The following is a 20,929-nucleotide window of genomic DNA, read 5'->3' as shown; positions in this document are numbered from 1 at the left end:
CAGTGAAATCCTGTACCAAAATAACATTTTGAAAAATTGAATACAGATTTTTTTTCATTATTTTAGAATTATATCAACAAAGAAAAAACCACAATTATGATAAGCGTTGAAGAATACATAGCCTCCTTTCCGAAAGAGATTAGTGAACGACTGACAATTATCCCAAAACTCATAAAAGACTGCATTGAGGAGTTGGCTGAAGGAATGGCTTACAAGATGCCTTCCTATAAGTATAAAGGGAGGCCATTAGTCTATTTTGCAGGTTATCCGCAGCATATAGGTTTTTATGCTACTCCAAGTGGTAACATAGCTTTTGAAAAGGAATTGGCGTCATATAAACAAGGCAAAGGCTCTGTTCAGTTTCCGCATGACCGACCACTACCGCTGGATCTGATAAAACGAATCGTCCTTTTCCGGATGGAAGAGAATGTAGGAAAGGCAAAATAAAAAAAAGGAAGACAGACCGTTTACATTCACGGAGCAATCTTCCTTTTCGGATCTCTAATACTGAAAGAGTATTATTTCATTTTCATTACCATATTATCTATGCCTTCTGTAGTTACATCAGCATCTCCTGATTTACTGGATGATTTTTTATAGTGAACATGATTTTTCATACCCTCTATAGATATGGTTTCCACCTGATCTGCATTGACCATATTTTCAGCACCTTCTATAGAGATCTTGCCTACTTTTTCAGCTTTTACGGTATTTGATTTACCTTCCACTTCTAATTTGGCACATTTGCCCACAATGGTAACTTTGTTATCCATTCCTTCGACACTTACCGTTTCAGTTCCTGTACATTTAATCGTACGGGTATTTCCTTTACCGGAGACTTTGATTTCTTTTCCCTGTTTCTGAACCATGCTATGTCTCAATCCGTCTGTATTGTCATTTGCTTTGACATATACACCTGCGCCCAATAACATGGTCATTGAACAAAGTACTGCTGTGATTTTCTTCATTTGTAAATTGGTTTTGATAACAATTTGTTGTCCGCAAAAAGCAGACCACGATTCTACTTATAGTTCTTTATTATTCTCATCATTGTCTGCATCAGGGTTATCTTGTTGAGCTACCTCTTCTACTGCTGTGGGAGTGACCTCTTCATTTCTGTATTTAACAACAAAAGTTTCTTTCACTCTATCTGATTTCACCAGATAACTGCACCATATCGCTCCAAAGATCATCGTTCGGATCAACTCCGTATATGACTCAGGAGATTCCTCCGGAATCCTGAGTCCGCTCAGTTCTATCAGCAGCAGATCCAGAACCGGTCCGAAAAACATAACTCCTATAGTTAACAGAGCTACTTTTGGAAAAATATCTCTTTTCCTGAAAAACAGGTAAATAGTAAATACCAATAAAGACATAGTCAGCAGATTGATGATCAGTTCAAATGCTACCAACAGCCTGAATACGATGCCTTGTGATACCCCGTAAATATCATAAGCACTCCATAACTGACTATAGAAGAATCCTATTGTAAAAAAGTCAACGGTTATTCTTAACAGGGAAGCAACTAAACCGAGTCCCAGAAGAACCAGCCAGCCTCCTATTGAAGGCACGTAGTCCGCATCATAAATTAACCGGCTCTTATCCTCTTTCTTATTCCATTTGTAAAAAATAAATCCGCAAAATGCTAATGTAATGCAGGTTATCAATATGGCAAACCAGGATACAGTTGATATCCCTCCGTTTGTATATCCGATAGAGCCATTATCATTGATGTAATACGAATAGGAAAACAAATCTTCGGTATTGTTAAAGTCTTCCATAAATTCCGGGACTTTATCAATAGCTACAGAAGGCTCATGTATGGCCAGCTGAAAGTTCATCTTTAATGTATCTCCGTCCACTTTTACGGATTTGCCAAAGGTATAGCTATTCCTGTCTATAAATATCGGTGCATCCTGTATATCTTTCGCTTTGTCGCTGATATACTGTACTTCATATTCGGCTGTAAAGGGAAAGTTAAGCGAAACAGGTGCTTTCCGATTACTGTTTACAGCCGGGATCTGACTGAACATATCGCTTGCAAAAAAAGTAAGATACTTTTTCTTCGTTGCATCCTCTGTTTTTGCAAATTTGCTGATTTCATAGGTTTCAATTATTTCTATCTCATTTTTATCCCGGTCATCTTTTACTTTTACAGTGTCTGTACGTTTGATCTCCGGATAAAGTTTGGTATAGTAATCCAGATAATTTTTTTCCAATGCTGTTCTGGAAGTAGAATTCAGCATACCTCTGTTGTTGTCTGCCTGATATCCTGTATAAATTGTTTTGACGATCAACTGTGCCCGGTTGCTATCCAAAGACTTATATTGTTCCAGCACCTTTGTTTTACCATTAACATCCCGGGGCGTATTCTCGATTTTTGTTTTAGCTTTGATCACTAATGCATTGCCGTAAAAAGGAAAATACAGGTCACGGATATTGCCCCCCTGATTAGAGAATGTAGGGTCAATGAACTGTGATCTTTCATTAATGGTCGCCTTTACGACCATGTGATTAAATACCCATGGTGAAGGCAGGAAATCTTCAAGTTTGTATCTGTTGTAACTATTGACTAATACGAGTTCGCAATCTATTCCCTTTGTTTTTAAGAATGTGGCCAAAAGCATAGATTTATCCTTACAATCTCCATATCGCTGTTCGACAACTTTATTGGGGTTATTAGACCGGTGTGAATATTCTCCGACTTCTACTCCCATGTATCTGATGTCATTCTGTACAAACCGGGTGACCAGTGCAAGGTACTTGTATGCGTCGCCTTTACTTCGCGTCCAGAATTCATCTATTTTATTTTTCAAAGTCCCTCCCGGATTTGTGGTCACGACAGGGTTTAATTTACCAGCCCAGTCGGCCACTTCCTGCCAGCTCTGATAATCGCTGATCTGAATGTATTTATGATCAAAATACCAATAAGGTTCATAATTCTCGCTGTGGATAACAGGCAGATTTGTTTCTTCCCAGGAATAACTTATTAAGCCCTGATCCAGATGCTCAATGCGGGGATCGGATTGACCGTTGAATGTTTTAAACTTAACGGGTCTGTCCTTTGCAGCTATATAATTGACATGATTGCGTGCTATAGGCTCCGTTCCCTGAAAATAATAATCATCTGCAAACTTATTGCCAATCGCAGGATTAAATCCTTTCAGAGAGTAAGAAATTACAAGTTTATCCCCTACACGCAAATCGTCCAGAATGAGGTATGCTGCATAGGTGCCATTATATAAAAACCTGCTGAGATCAGTTTCGTTGGCGACTACTTTAAATTTGCTGATATCCAGCTTATTGAGCATCTGACCCTGTCTTACGATCTGGATTTCATGAAAGAAAAGTTTTTGATAATCAGGAGAAAAGGAGACATAGATCTGTCCGGCCTGATCGACACCATCTGTACTGACAATTTCTTTCACTTGTCTTGAGTATACTATCTTTTGCTCCATATGAACCTGATAATCTAGGCTCTCGTATACAAACCCGGCTTCTATATCCCGTTGATTTATCTTCTGAGGAGATTTTGCAGATTTCTGGATCCATACCGGTTTATTTTCCTGATAGATGCGGGGTACCTGAGCAGAAATGCTGATCTGTAAAACACAGAAGAATACGAAAGACAATAAAATATGCCTAAGTGGGATTGGGAACATGGCTAAAAATTGATTTACTCAAAAGTAATAAATTTTTGCGGAGATCAGATCAAGTGGGTATTAATTTATCATTTTATCCTTACGGATCTTCAATTCGGTATATTTAAAGTGCCCCTGCGTATTGGCCACCATAGCTCCAAGATATATCGTATTTTTATCTGATGAAACAGGAAAAACACAGGATCTGTAAGCATTACGTTCCTCTATCGCTTTTTTACACACCCTGAAATTGACACCATCTCTGGAATAGGCCAGATAGAGGGCATCCCCCATTGATTTTTTGACAGTACCCACATTGACAATCAGAAAATAATAGTCATCATACATACAAGCCTGTACATGCCATGGCGAATACTGGTCACTTAATTTGAGCCAGGGTTCATTCGCAAACTGTACCCATTGTCCCTGTTTATAGCTAGTAAAATCTACTCCATCTGCAGAAGTTCTTTTCAGAATATAGGAGGCCTTATTCCCGGGAAATTTATCCGGCAGATTATTATTCAGGACTTCATAGCTTACAAATTCACGACCGTTGTGCAACACTGTTGGAGACAGCAGGAAGTTGTTCTGCGGGGTAGCCGGTTCGTCGCTGGTATAACACACTTCGAGTGGCGACCAATTGACTCCGTCACCTGATGTCTGTCTGAGGACGGCACGCTGAGGATCGCCTTTGCTTAGTTTTGCTGCATTATTAGTGCTTTTACTACCACGTGACTGGAGTGCTCTGGCTGAAACCCAGCTCGATCTGTAATAGAGATAAAATTTATTATTATAAAATTCCCAGTCCACGTCGGACCAATAGCCCCTTGCATCTTCATCATCCGGTTTTCCGCTAAAGCTTTCCTGCGGAGCAGGACATTTAATCAAAGGATTTTTGACGCCAGCAGGTGCGTCCCAGTTAATGCCGTCATTGGATGTTACCACCGTCGGATTTTCGAATGCAGAATATTTGGAGAATCCGGATACCGCACCGAAATACGGTGTGAATACCATCCAGTATCTGTATCCTCTGAATCCTTGCGGGAAATACTGAACATCAGGATGGCAGTATGCCCTTTTATCCTGCGACAAGGAAAATACACGCTCAGGATCCAGCTGGCCTTCGTAATTACCATCTACATCGGCATTTATAATAACTTCCCGAAAAGGCTGCATACTTAATATCTGCTCATTAGGATTTTCACTTTCCTCTAGAGGGAGTTTGAGCGGCTCCTCATCGCGCTTACAACTGGTTACACTACCTAAAATAAAGACAACAAAGGAAAATATAATTCCCTTAAAATAACCATTAAGCCTCATATCCGAAAAAACTCATTATTGTTGATTCTTTGGTCGGGTGCACCTGGCCGGCAAAATTGCGGATTTATTTCAGCGTTCATAATAATTGGTAACGGACGCAAGATAAATAAAATTTATATACAAGAAAAGGGACCTGAAGGTCCCTTTTAATATCTAACAAATTGATAACGGTTTAAAACTCTATTTAACTGCGTCTACAACTGCTTTGAAAGCGTCTGGATTATTTAAAGCTAAGTCAGCTAAAACCTTACGGTTCAAACCAATGTTTTTAGCATTCAATTTTCCGATCAATTGAGAATACGAAATTCCGTGTTGACGAGATCCAGCGTTAATACGTTGAATCCATAAAGCTCTAAACTCGCGTTTTTTGGTTTTACGGTCGCGGTAAGCGTACTGTAAACCTTTTTCTACTGTATTTTTAGCAATAGTATATACTTTGCTACGTGATCCATAATAGCCTTTGGCTAATTTAAGGATTTTTTTACGTCTTCTTCTCGAAGCTACTGCGTTAACCGAACGTGGCATATTTTTAAAATTAGTTTGGTAAAAGGCGACATGTTTTTCAATGTACTTACAACCCTGTACCCGGTTAAAAAATTATTGTTTATTAAAATCGAATAAAACTTATTTTCCGATAGCAAGCATACGTTTTACGTTGCCCATATCGCCATCAGATACATAACTTGTTTGTGTCAGGTTACGTTTACGTTTTGTGCTCTTTTTTGTCAAGATGTGGCTTTTGAAAGCGTTTTTTCTTGCAATTTTACCTGTTCCAGTCAACTTGAAACGTTTCTTAGCGCTGGAATTGGTTTTTACTTTTGGCATAATACTTATAAATTTTATATCAATCTGTTAGATTCTTGTTATACTATTTTTTTGGTGCTGCTGCCGCTTTTGGCGCTATGGTCAGGAACATTCTCTTACCTTCCAGTTTGGGTAGTAACTCTACTTTACCATAGTCTTCCAGGGCCTGCGCAAAACGTAACAACAGGATTTCTCCCATTTCTTTGTGTACGATTGCACGTCCTTTGAAGTGTACATAAGCTCTTACTTTCTCGCCACTCTCTAAAAAGCGCATGGCGTGCTTTAATTTAAAATCAAAATCATGCTCACTCGTGTTAGGTCCGAATCGGATCTCCTTGATTACAGTCTGCTTTGCATTAGCTTTGATTTCTTTCTGCTTTTTCTTCTGCTCGTAAATGAATTTACTGTAGTCTATTATCTTACAAACCGGAGGAACAGCATTTGGCGAAATCTCCACTAAATCAAGTTCCAATTCATCAGCTAATTCTAGAGCCTTGCGTGTAGGAAAAACTCCCTGCTCCACATTGTCACCTACCAAGCGTACCTCAGGCACACGGATAAGTTCGTTAATGCGGTGATCTGGTTCTTTCTTTCTCATTGGTGGACGAGGTCCACTGGGTCTTTTTAATGCCAAATGTTTGAAAATTAAACGGTTATTTCTTTAATTAATACTTCTCTAAATTCTTCGGGTGTCATTGAACCAACGTCTCCTGACCCGTGCTTACGAACAGAAACTGTGCCACTTTCTGCTTCTTTTTCCCCTACAATCAACATATAAGGTAATTTTTTCACTTCAGCGTCACGAATCTTACGACCGACTTTCTCATCACGAAGGTCAATCAGACCGCGAATATCGGAATTATTTAACGATTCTAAAAGTTTTTGTGCATATTCTTCATATTTTTCTGACACTGGCAAGACGATAAACTGCTCAGGAGCAAGCCATAACGGGAAACGACCCGCACAGTGCTCAATCAATACAGCGATAAATCGCTCCAGAGACCCGAATGGTGCACGGTGAATCATGACAGGTCTGTGTTTTGCATTGTCACTACCTGTATATTCCAACTCAAAGCGCTCAGGCAAATTGTAATCGACCTGTATAGTACCCAACTGCCATTTACGTCCCAGCGCATCTTTGACCATAAAGTCCAGTTTTGGTCCATAGAATGCTGCTTCTCCGTATTCTACTACGGTAGGCAATCCTTTTTCGTCAGCAGCTTCGATAATCGCACGTTCAGCCAGCGCCCAGTTTTCGTCAGAACCGATATACTTAGTTCTGTTTTCAGGATCACGCAAGGATACCTGTGCGATATAGTCTTCAAAGCCCAATGCCCCGAATACGTAAAGTACCAGATCAATTACTTTTTTGAATTCTTCTTTCACCTGATCCGGACGGCAGAATAAATGCGCATCATCCTGAGTAAATCCGCGTACACGTGTCAATCCGTGTAATTCTCCGGACTGCTCGTATCTGTACACGGTTCCAAACTCAGCAAAACGAACCGGAAGGTCTTTGTAAGACCGTGGTTTTGTCTTATATATCTCACAGTGGTGCGGACAGTTCATCGGTTTAAGGAAGAATTCCTCCCCTTCTACCGGAGTCTTGATGGGCTGAAATGAATCTTCACCATATTTCTCGTAATGACCTGAAGTCACGTACAATTGTTTGTGTCCGATATGTGGTGTCACGACAGGTTCGTATCCTGCTTTCAACTGCGCACGTTGCATAAAGTCGATCAGCTTCTGACGAAGTGCGGCTCCTTTAGGCAACCATAGCGGTAATCCCATTCCCACTTTCTCGGAGAAAGCAAAAAGTTCAAGTTCTTTACCCAATTTACGGTGATCACGTTTCTTCGCTTCTTCGATGAACTTCAGGTAATCTGTCAGTTCAGAAGCTTTTGGAAAGGTAACACCATATATACGAGTCAATTGTTTGCGCGACTCGTCTCCGCGCCAGTATGCACCTGCTACGTTTGTCAGTTTGATCGCTTTGATAAATCCGGTATTCGGAATATGCGGACCACGGCACAGATCGGTGAAATCCCCCTGAGAGTAGAATGTAATCTTTCCGTCTTCCAGATCTTTGATCAGGTCAAGTTTGTATTCATCACCTTTTTCAGTGAAATAATCCAGTGCTTCTGCTTTAGAAACTGCTCTGCGTTCGAATACTTCCTTGCGTTTTGCCAGTTCGAGCATTTTATCTTCGATCTGCTTAAACTCGTCTGATGAAAATTCACGGTCTCCGAAATCCACATCGTAGTAAAATCCTGTTTCAATAGCAGGACCGATACCAAATTTTACTCCCGGATACAAGGCTTCTAATGCTTCTGCCATTAAGTGTGCAGAAGAATGCCAGAAGGTAGATTTACCTTTGTCATCATTCCAGGTAAGTAATTTAAGGGAGGAATCCTGTTCGATCGGACGTGAAGCGTCCCAGATTTCGCCATTTACTTCGGCTGCTAATACATTTCTGGCTAATCCTTCAGAAATGGACAATGCTACTTGAGCGGCTGATGTTCCTTTTTCATATTCTCTAACGGAACCATCAGGTAATGTAATTTTAATCATTTACAAGTATGATTATATGTTTAATAAAATATAGAAGCCGGCAGGACAACATATACGACTATGTAGTTTTACCCTACCACTCCTTTGTTAATTAGATTACAAAGATACTGAAATTTAGACAACAAAAAAAGCTGTATTAACAGCCTTTTGAATGTATACTTTATTTCTATAAAAGTTCATTTCATTATTATAGAAGTCTCTCAGAGACCGGTTTTAGTTCAGCTAATTTCGGAACATTGTCCATAGTTTTTGAATCGCTATGGACAATGTATGGGGTGATTAATTATATCCCGGATTTTGCTCTAACTTCGCTTCTGTGTTTTGCGTAATTTCATTAGAAGGAATCGGCCAGAGATTGTGATACTGTTCTATTGTAAGACCGGATTTTGGATTGTAACGTTTGTCTCTGTCGTACAATTTTCCAAGACGTGCAAGTGTAACTGCTCTAAACTCTTCCATATAGAGTTCTCTTAATCGTTCATCTAAAATATAGTCGATATTGACCTGTCCCGGACTAACATCCGGAGCTTTGGCTCTTCTTCTGATCACATTAATATCATCAGCCGCCAGATTAGTAATTCCTTTTCCTAAATAGGCTTCTGCTCTTAAAAGATACGTTTCGGAAAGACGAGCCATATATTTTTGTATCGATACCCGTTGAGATCCGTTGAGATAAAAGCCATCAAAAGCATCGGCCACATTTGTAATCATAGCCGGACCAGCTGCTGCCACAAAATCTTCTGAAGACGGAGAAGCTTTTCGGATCACAGGGTAAAATCCACGAATTGAATCCCGGAAGTCCTGAGGTGCGATCTTAGCCTTATAGCCATCCTTTACATACCATTTACCATAATCCGGAGAATTAGTCGGCACACCTGTAATCCTGATATCCCTTACTATGTTATACACAGAGTTACGAATATCATTCGGCGTCCATATTTCATATAAGAAGTGTGATGTGGGTCTTATCCAGCCAATACCGTTTGAAGAGATATTGCTGGCAAATCTGCCATTGGATTTTATAGGCATACGGGTTCCTGAGTTCGCCTCAGTGATTCGTACGCCGGGATAAGACGGAACAATCGCCCAGGCTGTTACATCACCTACTGAAGCGGCATTATTTAAGGAGGTCTGAATGACCAGTAATCCTTCCCGATTGCCTTTGCTGTAGTTTTGATTGTCATATTCGAATAAATCCCTGTACACATCTCCGGGTTTGTCTGCTCTTCTGCCAAACCTGTTTTGCATTAACGACACCCCTGAATACTTGATTACTTCTGAGGCACTTGCTATCGCTCCGTCATAATCTTTCAATGATATAAGTACCTCTGTAAGGACATGCTGGGCAATCTGCTTGTTAACGGTGCCGTCCGGTACCTGATTGATATTGCCCAACAACCCTACAGCCGTCACCAGATCCGTTTTACATTGTGTATACACCTGTTCTCTGGTAGCCCTTACATAATCATAACGGGGTTTACTCAACTCATTTAGTTCTAAAGGTACTCCACCATACAAATTTGCAAGCATATTATACGAATAGGCTCTGAAAAACAAGGCCTGTCCTAAAAAATTGTTACGGGCGCTCTCGGGTACCTGAGTGGCATTCTGTATTCTGCTGATGATCAGATTGGAATTGGTAATAATCTTATAGAGGCTTGTCCAAATATTCTGAGGTATAAAATAGCTGGGTACCATAGTAGCTTTGTAGGCATTTAATTTTGCAGCAGGTTCATAGTCTGTTGCATTATATGCCAAATCTGTTGCATAGTACAAACCAAAATAGGTATCCAGATTTATATTGCCCATATAGATATTTCGGATATCACTATACAGGTTATTTACTGCCAGTTGGAATTGAGCCTGATTTTGAAGAGAATTATCAGGTGTATATATGGACAATGGCTTTTCGTCCAGAAAATCACTTTTACAGGAAACTATTCCGATTCCCATAAAAAGAAGGATGATCAATCTAATTTTTTTCATTACTAAACAATTATAATTGTAAAACTTTAAAACGTAATGTTGACGCCTAATGAATAATTTTTCATAACAGGATATCCATTCGCATCTAACCCCAAACCTCCGGGCATACGATATCCAAGAGATGATCGTTGTGAACCCACAGGATTCGCTTCAGGATCCCATCCATCCCAGTTGGTGATGGTAAACAGATTCTGCGCATTAGCATATACACTCAATGCTTTCACCACCTTTATACGTTCAATAAGCTTTTCGGAGAGTTTGTAAGTTAATGTCAGATCCTGCAGCCGGATAAAACTCCGGGATATATACGGACCAAAGTTTTCGCCTAAAACTGGCACATAGGCTGCTATGCTTCTGTAACGGGCATCAGGATTATTGGGTGTCCAATAATCAAAAGCAAAGGCATTATTATTCCGGATATTATCCGGATTTTGCAGCATGATACCGGGTGCTCCCAGGTAACCGTTTTTACCTCCCTGTATACTATTTATGAAAAACTTTAACTGTAAATTTTTATATTGAAAACTATTGGATACGCCCAGACTGAAGGAAGGATCCAGCTTACCCAATATCTGTTTGTCAGCAGTGGTAATAGTGCCGTCTCCGTTGGTATCTTCTATCTTATACTGGCCGGCTTTAAATCCCTGTGCTGCCAGCGGTGCAGGAATTTCTTCACCTATCTGATACATACCTGTAATTTTATAATTATACACTACACCATAGGGTTGGCCTATAAAGAAGCTCAGAATAGGATCTGCTCCGTTTATCAGATCTCTTTTTGTACCATCAATATCCAGTATCTTATTTCTGTTTCTGAAAAAGTTAACTCCTACTTCCCATCTGAAGTCTTTTTTAGCAATTGGTACGCCGTTAATATTTAATTCCTGTCCTCTATTCTGGATTTTTCCTATATTAATCAGGTAACTTGAAAATCCGGTAATGGTAGGAGTTCCTTTGGAGTTAAGGAGATTTTTAGAATTGGAGAAATACAAATCTAAAGATCCTGAAAGTCGGTTTTCAAATAATGCGAAATCTACCCCGGTATTAAATGAAGTGGTTGTTTCCCATTTCAAATCCGGGTTGGGTAACTGCCCCAGGTATGAACCAGCCTGAGCTCCTGCTCCGCTACCATATAAATAACCGCTACTCAATCCTACATTCATTTGTGAGAGGGTCTGGTATCTGCCTACTGTCCGGTTTCCTGTAGCTCCATACGAAACACGTAGTTTCAGATCATTGATCTGTGAAACTGACTTGATAAAATTTTCATCAATCATACGCCAGGCAAATGCTACTGACGGGAATACAGCTGTTTTATTTGCTGCTGAAAAACCCGAGAATCCATCTCTCCGGATTGTACCTGTAAGTATATATTTTTTGCTATAGGAATAGGACAACCTGGCCATCTGATAAAGCGCCTGTTCTTTCCATGGTAAATAGCTAAGATCGTTAGAAACAGACAATCTTGACGGATCTCCTACATCCAGCCTGTCGTAACCTAAAGCACCGTTTAATATTCCTCCGGCTGTTGTTTGCGTTCCGTCGTGTTTATTGATTTCAGCTCCATAGAGCAAGGTTGCATCTATACTGTGATTACCAAAATCTCTTTTGTAAGTCAGGATATTATCCAATGTCAGAAAATAATCTGTCATGTATCTTTTGTATGCAGTAGCCTCCACATTAGGCGCATTATAATTAAATCTGTTGGCATATATATAATTATTACCCAAATTAATCCTGTAATTCAGCCCTTTGATATAAGGAATATCTGCGCTGACATAAAAATTACCAATCAGATTTAAATTTTTATCCGAATCCCGGGATCTTCTTAAGACTTCCAACTGTGTTGGATTTGTGCTTTGCGGATAAAATTCCAGTTGCTGTCCGGTAACAGGATCAAAAGGAATGCTATAAGGCCGTAAGTAGATCAGATCTGTAAATGCTGGTGACACTCCGCTGTAATTATTTATGGTCAATCCGGTTTGTGCACCGACAGTCAGCCAGTCCAGTGCTTTAGCTTCCAGATTAAGTCTTATACTATTTCTGTTGTAATTATCATTTTTAACCAGATTTTTCTGATCAAAATATCCGTACCCCAGATAAAAGCGTATTTTTTGAGATCTTCCACTTATTCCAATGTTGTGATTCTGGATTCTGGGAGAAGGATTTGTCAACAATTTCCACCAATCCGCTTCATAGCCATTCTTATAATTATCGGCTTCGATGACTGAAAGTTTAGTTGTTGGATCCCATTTGGGATTCATCTGTGTCATATCATTGGGATCACGGCTTTCCGAAAGGTACCAGTCACCGAGTTTTTGTATAAATCCGGCACCGGAAACAGGACGCATATCTTTCTTTGTCATTTCCTGAAATGACACGGATCCGGTATAGTCTATAGTAACTTTGTCCTGCGCACCTGAACCGCTTTTAGTGGTAATCAATATCACCCCATTGGAAGCCTGCGAACCGTATACTGCAGCCGCACTCGCATCTTTCAGAAGATCTATACTGGCGATATCTGAGGAATTGATAGAGGTGATGGATCCTCTGTAGATTAATCCATCCAGTACTATTAACGGTGATGTCGTACCTGAAATAGAATTGCGACCGCGGATCATAATAGACGGATCACTTCCGGCAGTAGTAACCTGCCCTACGGTCAGCCCCGGAACAGTTCCTCTCAGTGAGGACATGACGTTTCCATTAGGAGATTGTTTTTGTAAGGAAAGATTCGCTGAAGATACTGCTCCTGTAACATCCTGTCGTTTTCTGACACCGTATCCGATGATGACGACATCATCAAGTTGCGTTTCTGTTGAACTCAGCGTCACGTTAAGGTTAGTCTTGCCATTTAATTTGATCTCCTGTGTGGTAAAACTGATTATGGAAAAAACAAGAACGGCATCTTTATCAGATACTGTGATTGAATAATTTCCATTTTCATCAGAAGAAGTTCCGTTATTTGTGTTTTTGATTTTTACACTGACACCGGAAAGCGCATTTCCGCTTTCATCTTTGACAATTCCTCTTACGGTGGTCTGTGCAAATGAATGCAGACTTACTCCTGATATTATGATTATAAGAAGCAGTACTTTTTTCATATTAAAGAAATTTTGAATACCCGGAAGTTTAGCCTTAACCAGAAGGAAGACGTAGCTTTCCGGAGAATTTGGTTTAGTTTTCATAATTTATAAGTGGGTGGAATAAAACATTTACTGGCATCAAATCGCTCATACTACCTGCTGCCAATAGATTACACAATAGATATAGTTCACTTACCTGGTAAGAGAATCTATTTTGGCAATTTTAATACATTTAAAACTGGTTATTTATGTTAAAATACATTACATCCGAATCTTAAGACCATTTTTCTACTTTTAATTGCAACAGGTTGCAATTAAAAGTTAAACTGACTTTATTTAAACAAATAATTCATCAAAAAAAATCCAGATACCGCTTACGTATTAAGCGTATTTAGTTAAGATTAAAGCTGTTGTATTTCTTAGTTAGTGATAAAACTACAATTGATTACTCTTTTTATTGAAATTACAGATTCAGATTTTCAGAGACAAAGGAATTACAAAATATTTCAACGAAAACGTTATAGTTTAGTTACAAAGTATATTATAGAAAAAATATTATTCTTATAGCATATTTCCAAACTCTTTACAGCCCCAGGTGTGTCTCAATACACGGGGATGATTCAACCCTAAAAAATCGGAAACTCCAAGACTGGAGTTCCCGATTGATTTAAATATTACATGAAAGAAATGTTTAAGCACCAATCAAGATGGTAATGCATTATATATGTTGATCCATCAAGATTTATGATTTTAATTAACGACTATATTTTTCACCAGTTTCATCTGCGATACATACAAATCTTTTGGATATAGAGATGCAGGATTGATCGTTTCGTACCAGTTATTGTCCGCATTAGGAGTCGCTGAGCCTGAGCTAGTCTTTATTCCAACTGCCACGTTGTTTTTAGATTTGGCTCCACTGGTATTATATCCCATATAATTGTAGGAAAGATTATTGGTCGCTGTAATATTCCAGTAAGTCTCATTAATATTAATGCCAGCTGGAGTGTCATTTCCACCTGAAGTGTAGAGACGGGTGCCTGTTCCTACATTGAGATTCGTAAACAGATTATTGCGTACCTGATGGTTATGATGATCTATACATATATCTGTTCCTTTACCATTTCTGAATACATTGAATACACTATATGAAGATTCAACAGACAAATCATGATGGAACTTGCCTTTAACTTCAAAATTCTGAAACAAATTATATCCACCATAAATATTTACGCCATGATGTCCGACCCCCTTTGTCCCTGCCGCACGAACGGGACCGGATTCAAGTGTCCAGCCTTCCGCAGTGATATGATGTGAAGTTCTTCCAATCCATATTCCGATATCGCAACCTTTCATTTTTACATTTTTGATCCATCCGTCATGTGCACTGTTGGTGTAGCCAATAGCGTTGTAAGCCCGTTCATGAAAATTATGTCCGGCCCAGGCATTGTCCGGAAATTCAATTTTTAAGGACTGAATACCAGATCCGCTGATATTTCCGGAGAATGTGATCATACCACCTTCCCATGACCAGGGTGATTGATTCGTTGCGCCACCTACATTATACCTGGGATAAAGCTCTTCCAGTCCTTTGGTAAAGTAAAGTATTGTCGCATCTCCGGCTCCCTTAATATTAATACCGCTACGCTTAATCATGAGTGTATCTTTCAATACATATTTTCCGGCAGGAATATAAATGGTACCATTCTCAGCACACTGATTAATAGCGGTCTTGAACACAGCGGTATTATCTGTAACCCCATCTCCCACAGCTCCTAAAGTCGTGACATTTATACTTTGCGGATAATCAGGAATAACCTGATTACCACTCCTATATCCGGCGTTTGTAAAATCCGGAATACGGGATTTATCCCACAACTCACCATTTTCTCCCCATATGGCAGAATATGCTACAGTAGTAGGCACCTCACTGACAGATACATTGTCTATATAATAAGTGTTTGCATCAGCTCCCAGATTAAATAAGATCATCGTAGAATCTGCAGTTGCTGTAAAGCCCCACTCATATAATGCCCAGGCAGTCCCAATCTTCTTATGTGGCAGAAATTGTGTCGTACCTCCCCTTATCTGGAATCGGAATCCGTTGGTACTTGTTCCTGTCGATTTTGCCCACACACGAATACGGTAATCCTTGCCCGATACGGTTGGAAGATAAGCTGAGCCAAATTGTATTTTCCATGAATTATCTATTCCGTTACTGACGGTATTTACCACTTTCAGCGCACGGTTACCCTCGTACACTTCTGCGGGCACTGTCGTAGCTGAAAGCGTGGAAGCTCCGTTAAACATAGACCAGTTTGTAAAGGTATTGCCTGTTCCGTCTTCAAAAGAGCCATTAGGTAATGGTAAATAACCGGGTGTAATTGCCATTTCTTTAGCTGATAATTTCATACCAGCAGCAGCGTCATCGTTTACCAGTAAATCATTTTTACATGATATTGTTAAAAGCACAGCCGATAACAAATAAATTAATTTTAAATGTTTCATAATTTTTGTTTTAGGGTACAGGCAACAATCTCTTCAATGGTTTTGAGAAGGTTTACTGCATTAATAGTTGTGTGTGTTTATAAAATTTTAGTTAGTGTATAATAACTCTTATAAGTTTACAGTCCGATTAACCCCACAATAAACAGGATTAGTAAATAGAAGCAATGCTTTATCACATTAAACCTACAATCAAGACTATGCAACAAATGATAATACTGGAAAAAAGATTAATAGCGTGCTTATAATTGAATTAAGACTAAAATAGAAGAAAATTATTTTCAATTCTAATCTTTTTTACGAAAACGTTATAGATATCAGGTTAAGTCCGCTGGATTAAAATCATAAAAGAACCATGTTTACGGTATTCTGAAGATTGAGTCATATATATAATATAAAACTATCTATTTCAACGGTTTACGGGTAATCAACACATAACCTGTCTTTCTTGTTTGTTTGACTCCGTTTTTGTAGGTCTGCACGACATAGAAATAGGTCATATCTTCAGCTCCGTCACCCGTCCAGTCGTTACGATAATCACTGCTTGAATACACTTCTTTACCAGATCTGGACCAAACAGACAGCGAGATACGATCGTAATAGCCGGTGCCTAATACAGAAAAGACGTCATTTACTCCGTCACCGTTTGGTGTGAAGACATTCGGTACTGAAAAACCTGATATTTCCATATTCACGATTGCTTCATTTGTCCAGTTACCATTGAGATCTTTGACCTGGTAAGTAAAGGAATCTTTGCCTGTATATCCTTCTTTTGCGCGGTATATGATCTGTCCGAGACTGATCGTCAACACTCCCTGCTGTGCATCTTTCACGATCCGGATGCTATGGATATCCAGTTCACTGTCATCTTTTTTGTCATTTGACAGAACTGCTATCATCAGGTCTTTATTGTATTCTCCGGTTACATAGTCATCGACGGCCACCGGTTTGGTCGGATTTACAAATATCTTCACTGCCGTAGGAGACATTTTTAATTCATTATCATCCGTCGCTGTATATAGAAATTCATCCGTCCCTACATAATTTTCAAAAGGGCGGTATACAAATTGTCCGTCTCCGGTCAGTGTAACTTCACCATGTGCAGCCTCTTTCACCAGTTCTAAAGTATGTTGCAATAGTGGCTGGCTTCCTTCTGTATCATTCTGCAGAACATCAATACGTACAGATTGGTTTTGCTTTATCACTACGATATCTTCTACCCCCACCGGTCTTTTACTTACCTTTGTTACTGTTGGCAGATCATTGTCATAGGAGGTGCCTGAGATATCCTTGATTTCCTGACCTGTATGAATAAGTTTTGCGCTTACAGTTGCCGAATTTATTATACTGCCCTTTTCCGTATCTTCTTCTGTGACCGTATAGAATGTACTCCATGTATACTGCTCCCCTCTTTTCAGCTGTTCTACAGGAAGAATTTGTGGCACTTTCCACAACATATCGTCCTGAAGTGATATCCGTGTCAAAGCTGTATCTGTCTGATTCCATACTGTAAAAGTATACTCCATGAGATCGCCTGCACCAAAGAGCCCATCTTTTCTGGTTCCTTTGTTAGTTACTTCTTTTTTAAGGTATATGGCTTGCTTATGTATAATGGCCGTAATGGTCGGCTCGTCATTATCGTGGGATGTGCCCGAAATATCTTTTACCGGAATACCTGCATCAGCAATAGCTTCTACCCATGCGGAATTGACAACTGAACCCGTATTATAATCGCTTGCATTTATTTTGTAATCAACAGAAATCTTTCCTGACTGTCCTGGCTGCAGATTATCCGCAGTCAGTCTTAAACCTGAGGAACTAAGCATAGGATCGTAGATGCGAATATCCTTCAATACTTCATCGCCATTATTAATAACTTCAAAATGGTAGCGCAGTATCTCACCGGATTGCATATAGCCATCTGCATTTTCATCGATAAATTGTGCTTTTTTTACTAATGCAATTTTTCCTTTTGATACCGGCGTAGTTTTCCAGAGTACTTCTCTGTGGAGACGGATATTATTACATCCCTGCCCTAAACATTCTGTTTCTGCATCTAAAGGTTCTTTTACAGCCAGATCTTTAGAAGTCGCATCGGGATCTATCATATCTGCACTTCGTACAATGGATGCTATGGCGTGAATCGCCATAGTACGCTCCGGTTCCTGTAAAGCTGTCGCCTTCAGCGTTACGATACGTTCTTCCTGGCTGGCCAGATTCAACAGGCTGCTGTGTTGGTTTGCTTCCTCGTGCACAATGTTTGCTACGACCTCTCCCATCTCTATATGATTGATCTCAAATCCCAGAGGAAGACCAAAATTGAAGCGGACATGGGGCGCATCTGAAGGGCCATTATTTTTCAGATTCAGTACATAGGTTACTTCCTGACCTTTATTTATTTGCCTATCGGGACTTTCCAGAGATGTGATTTCGAGATCTGCGGTTTTGACAGTGAGTGCTATAGTGATTTGCTGATTGGGAGTCAATGCATAGGCCCATGTATCTATGGCTTTTTCATTTCCAAAACTGTAATTGCCGTAATTGGTATTTGTATTTCGCTGCGAGGTCTGGTTAGTGTAAGTCCCCCAACGATGTCCGTTGATATGACTGCTTAAGCCACTTAGATTTACTCTGGGATTGCTGTTCTCCGAATGGAGCCCTTCCTGAATATCACTGTCATCCCAATAGACAATATCAGACTCTACTTCATTCATTTCTTTATCTAATCGTTCCAGCAAAATACCATTCGGATTGATTTCCATATCCATATAGGGAAAATGAACTTCTGCCTGTATTAGTTCCATACGAATAGTTAAAGGGTATTTTTCCCCATTCGGGGCAAACTGTCCATCCTTCCCGATGCCATTCCAATAGATTTTGTTCAGACCTGCAGATGCGTTGTATACAAACTCTGTCAATAGCTGTGTCTGGTCGCCTGTCCTTTCCAATACTACTTTATATTTGGCTGCCTCACTGCTCTTAAACAGGATATATGCACCTTTGGCTCCGAGTTGTCCTTTTGTACCTTCATATCCTATAAGGGAAATATCAGAAACGACTGGCTGAGGTCTGTCTTTGATCAGCCATGTTTTCAGCTCGGGTACTGCGCCTGCAGCTTCTGCAGGCATATGCAGATCAGGTCTGGTATATAATATCTTATGGGTAATATGTCCGTTCGCATCCGCTTGTCTCGGATCCTGTACATCTCCTGAACCTACCTGTGGAATATAATTCAGACTTTTGTACAAAGATTTACCTTCATCATCCAGGAAACCCATATTATTGACAAATGAAGTAAATGCTATACCGTTGCTACCGTTGCCGTCAACTTTGTACACATATGCATCGTGAGTAAGAACGAAGTATTTACCATAGAAGGCTCCTTGTTTATTTGCCATCTGTCCGCTGTTGAGATGAAGATTCAGCACATTTGTATAAACTCTTCCTGAAATCCAGTTTTCATCTTTTTCATCTCTTACTGAAATATCCCAGGCCGCAATACTGGTATCCCAGGTCTGTGACCAATCTCCATTGGCTGCAACTACCGGGATATTCGGATCGCCGAAATTTTCAGTAAACTCTCCCACCGGCGATATAAATTCTACTTTCCAAACCCCTTCTTCGGTTACTTTAACCTCATAAGGAGCATATCCTACACGTGGACCGGAGATTTCAGCCTGACGTGTTCCTGTTCCGTTATTTACAATCTTACCGATATTATTTTTTGTTGAAAGATATTTTTTTCCGCCGGGGCTTGTCAGCCGAATCCGGCCTTCCCCTATATTCTGTGCACTGGAAGCTGCCGCAATGGTTTCACCTGATTGTACATATACATAATGTGCTCCAAGTGTAAAAAAAGGAAAACTTGTAGTCCCCACCTCTTTCTCACTCCGGGAAATCAGGTACGCACGGTTCCCTTTCACCCCCGTCGGGTAAAGATCCTTTGATCCGTCAGCCCACATCAATAGCGGACACAGGATCATAAACAGGAATAAAAACAATGGAAAATATCCTTTGCTTTTCATTGTAGGTAGAGTTTTAGTAATGGGTACTAACTATGTTAAATATAACAATCATCAAATTAATATGTTCAAGAAAGAAGAAATATTTTTTTATAAAAAAGTTAATTACCTGTCTATCATATGTCATAATTTCACGAAGCATACTGCTCCAAAAAACACAGGCTGGGATCTTAAGAAAAAAAGCCTACCTTTGCAGTCTTAATTTCAAAAGATGTCACTACAAGTTCCAGAAAACGGCCAGCAACTCCCTTTGATGGAAGAATTCTATACGATACAGGGAGAAGGCTATCATACCGGCAAAGCAGCATACTTCATACGCTTAGGCGGATGTGATGTGGGATGTCACTGGTGTGATGTTAAAGAAAGCTGGGATGCCGAACTGCATCCGCTTACTGCAGCTGATACTATTGTAGAACATGCAAACGTACATCCTTCCAAAACGGTCGTAGTGACAGGCGGAGAGCCTTTGATTTATAATCTGGATTATCTGACCAGTCAATTGCAGAATGCGGGCATACAGACTTTTTTAGAGACTTCAGGAGCCTATCCGTTGAGCGGACACTGGGACTGGATATGTCTTTCTCCGAAAAAATTCAAAGCTCCAAGACCTGATGTACTGGCTAATGCAGGTGAATTAAAGGTAATTGTCTTTAATAAAAGTGACTTTCAATGGGCTGAAGAACACGCCAGACTGGTCAGTGATACCTGTAAATTATATCTTCAACCGGAGTGGTCTAAAGCTGCTGAGATGACGCCATTGATCATCGATTATGTAATGGCAAATCCTAAATGGGAAATTTCCCTTCAAACACACAAATATCTTAATATCCCATAACCGGGAAAGAATATCCAGACATACAAATGTTCTGATCTTTATCCAGAGGGTCGGAACATTTTTTATTTAGCCCTGTTGTATACAAAAATCGCCCGTCTCCTGTAACAGGACAGACGGGCGATGAAAACAGTTTGTTTTTATTGTATTTAACGGGTTTCT

Annotated in this window: 13 protein-coding genes; 2 read left to right on the top strand and 11 right to left on the bottom strand. The window is 39.8% G+C overall.

Translation table 11 applies throughout. From position 1 onward, the window contains the following. Window positions 1-96: 96 nt before the first annotated feature. Window positions 97-447 (top strand): iron chaperone, encoded by a 351-nt coding sequence (locus HMPREF0766_RS04090; RefSeq protein ID WP_002993971.1) that lies wholly within the window; start codon window positions 97-99, stop codon window positions 445-447. 71 nt (window positions 448-518) lie between these two features. On the opposite strand, the gene HMPREF0766_RS04085 is transcribed toward HMPREF0766_RS04090, so the two are convergent. The 11 genes from HMPREF0766_RS04085 to HMPREF0766_RS04035 form a co-directional block, all read right to left on the bottom strand. After that, window positions 519-968 carry a DUF3060 domain-containing protein gene (locus tag HMPREF0766_RS04085; protein ID WP_002993969.1) on the bottom strand — a complete coding sequence of 150 codons (450 nt, stop codon included), beginning with the start codon at window positions 966-968 and terminating at the stop codon, window positions 519-521. Between the two features lie 57 nt (window positions 969-1,025). Continuing rightward, a complete protein-coding gene (locus tag HMPREF0766_RS04080) occupies window positions 1,026-3,662 on the bottom strand; it encodes a DUF3857 domain-containing protein (protein WP_002993968.1) in 2,637 nt (878 codons plus the stop codon). A gap of 60 nt (window positions 3,663-3,722) precedes the next feature. After that, on the bottom strand, window positions 3,723-4,961 hold the full coding sequence (locus HMPREF0766_RS04075) for a hypothetical protein (protein WP_002993966.1): 1,239 nt from the start codon (window positions 4,959-4,961) through the stop codon (window positions 3,723-3,725). A gap of 180 nt (window positions 4,962-5,141) precedes the next feature. Further along, the gene (gene rplT / locus HMPREF0766_RS04070; RefSeq protein WP_002993965.1) at window positions 5,142-5,486 is read right to left on the bottom strand and encodes a 50S ribosomal protein L20; all 345 of its coding nucleotides are present in this window, start codon (window positions 5,484-5,486) and stop codon (window positions 5,142-5,144) included. 99 nt (window positions 5,487-5,585) lie between these two features. Then, entirely contained in the window at window positions 5,586-5,786 is a 201-nt protein-coding gene (rpmI, locus tag HMPREF0766_RS04065) for a 50S ribosomal protein L35 (protein WP_002993964.1), read from the bottom strand. Window positions 5,787-5,829: 43 nt separating this feature from the next. Further along, entirely contained in the window at window positions 5,830-6,363 is a 534-nt protein-coding gene (gene infC, locus HMPREF0766_RS04060; protein WP_002993963.1) for a translation initiation factor IF-3, read from the bottom strand. Window positions 6,364-6,410: 47 nt separating this feature from the next. Then, window positions 6,411-8,336: a threonine--tRNA ligase gene (gene thrS / locus HMPREF0766_RS04055; protein WP_002993962.1), complete on the bottom strand. Its 1,926-nt coding sequence runs from the start codon at window positions 8,334-8,336 to the stop codon at window positions 6,411-6,413. Between the two features lie 279 nt (window positions 8,337-8,615). Further along, window positions 8,616-10,322, bottom strand: coding sequence for a RagB/SusD family nutrient uptake outer membrane protein (locus HMPREF0766_RS04050; RefSeq protein ID WP_002993961.1), 1,707 nt, complete (start codon window positions 10,320-10,322; stop codon window positions 8,616-8,618). Between the two features lie 26 nt (window positions 10,323-10,348). Then, a complete protein-coding gene (locus tag HMPREF0766_RS04045; RefSeq protein ID WP_002993960.1) occupies window positions 10,349-13,510 on the bottom strand; it encodes a SusC/RagA family TonB-linked outer membrane protein in 3,162 nt (1,053 codons plus the stop codon). Window positions 13,511-14,158: 648 nt separating this feature from the next. Then, window positions 14,159-15,916 carry a glycosyl hydrolase family 28-related protein gene (locus HMPREF0766_RS04040; protein WP_002993957.1) on the bottom strand — a complete coding sequence of 586 codons (1,758 nt, stop codon included), beginning with the start codon at window positions 15,914-15,916 and terminating at the stop codon, window positions 14,159-14,161. Between the two features lie 401 nt (window positions 15,917-16,317). Beyond that, window positions 16,318-19,938 carry a DUF7507 domain-containing protein gene (locus HMPREF0766_RS04035; RefSeq protein ID WP_002993955.1) on the bottom strand — a complete coding sequence of 1,207 codons (3,621 nt, stop codon included), beginning with the start codon at window positions 19,936-19,938 and terminating at the stop codon, window positions 16,318-16,320. A 208-nt stretch (window positions 19,939-20,146) separates the two neighbouring features. Between HMPREF0766_RS04035 and HMPREF0766_RS04025 the strand changes: the two genes are divergently transcribed. Further along, entirely contained in the window at window positions 20,147-20,770 is a 624-nt protein-coding gene (locus HMPREF0766_RS04025) for a 7-carboxy-7-deazaguanine synthase QueE (RefSeq protein ID WP_002993952.1), read from the top strand. Window positions 20,771-20,929 lie beyond the last annotated feature (159 nt).

This window comes from Sphingobacterium spiritivorum ATCC 33861 (assembly GCF_000143765.1).
GTDB lineage: Bacteria > Bacteroidota > Bacteroidia > Sphingobacteriales > Sphingobacteriaceae > Sphingobacterium > Sphingobacterium spiritivorum.
This window is presented reverse-complemented; position numbering and strand designations above follow the sequence as displayed.

Bases quoted from the DNA above. Each gene is read 5' to 3' on its own strand.
- rplT (WP_002993965.1), bottom strand. From the start codon at position 5,486: ATGCCACGTTCGGTTAACGCAGTAGCTTCGAGAAGAAGACGTAAAAAA.
- infC (WP_002993963.1), bottom strand. From the start codon at position 6,363: ATGAGAAAGAAAGAACCAGATCACCGCATTAACGAACTTATCCGTGTG.
- HMPREF0766_RS04045 (WP_002993960.1), bottom strand. From the start codon at position 13,510: ATGAAAACTAAACCAAATTCTCCGGAAAGCTACGTCTTCCTTCTGGTT.
- thrS (WP_002993962.1), bottom strand. From the start codon at position 8,336: ATGATTAAAATTACATTACCTGATGGTTCCGTTAGAGAATATGAAAAA.
- rpmI (WP_002993964.1), bottom strand. From the start codon at position 5,786: ATGCCAAAAGTAAAAACCAATTCCAGCGCTAAGAAACGTTTCAAGTTG.
- HMPREF0766_RS04050 (WP_002993961.1), bottom strand. From the start codon at position 10,322: ATGAAAAAAATTAGATTGATCATCCTTCTTTTTATGGGAATCGGAATA.
- HMPREF0766_RS04090 (WP_002993971.1), top strand. From the start codon at position 97: ATGATAAGCGTTGAAGAATACATAGCCTCCTTTCCGAAAGAGATTAGT.
- HMPREF0766_RS04035 (WP_002993955.1), bottom strand. From the start codon at position 19,938: ATGAAAAGCAAAGGATATTTTCCATTGTTTTTATTCCTGTTTATGATC.
- HMPREF0766_RS04025 (WP_002993952.1), top strand. From the start codon at position 20,147: ATGTCACTACAAGTTCCAGAAAACGGCCAGCAACTCCCTTTGATGGAA.
- HMPREF0766_RS04075 (WP_002993966.1), bottom strand. From the start codon at position 4,961: ATGAGGCTTAATGGTTATTTTAAGGGAATTATATTTTCCTTTGTTGTC.
- HMPREF0766_RS04080 (WP_002993968.1), bottom strand. From the start codon at position 3,662: ATGTTCCCAATCCCACTTAGGCATATTTTATTGTCTTTCGTATTCTTC.
- HMPREF0766_RS04085 (WP_002993969.1), bottom strand. From the start codon at position 968: ATGAAGAAAATCACAGCAGTACTTTGTTCAATGACCATGTTATTGGGC.
- HMPREF0766_RS04040 (WP_002993957.1), bottom strand. From the start codon at position 15,916: ATGAAACATTTAAAATTAATTTATTTGTTATCGGCTGTGCTTTTAACA.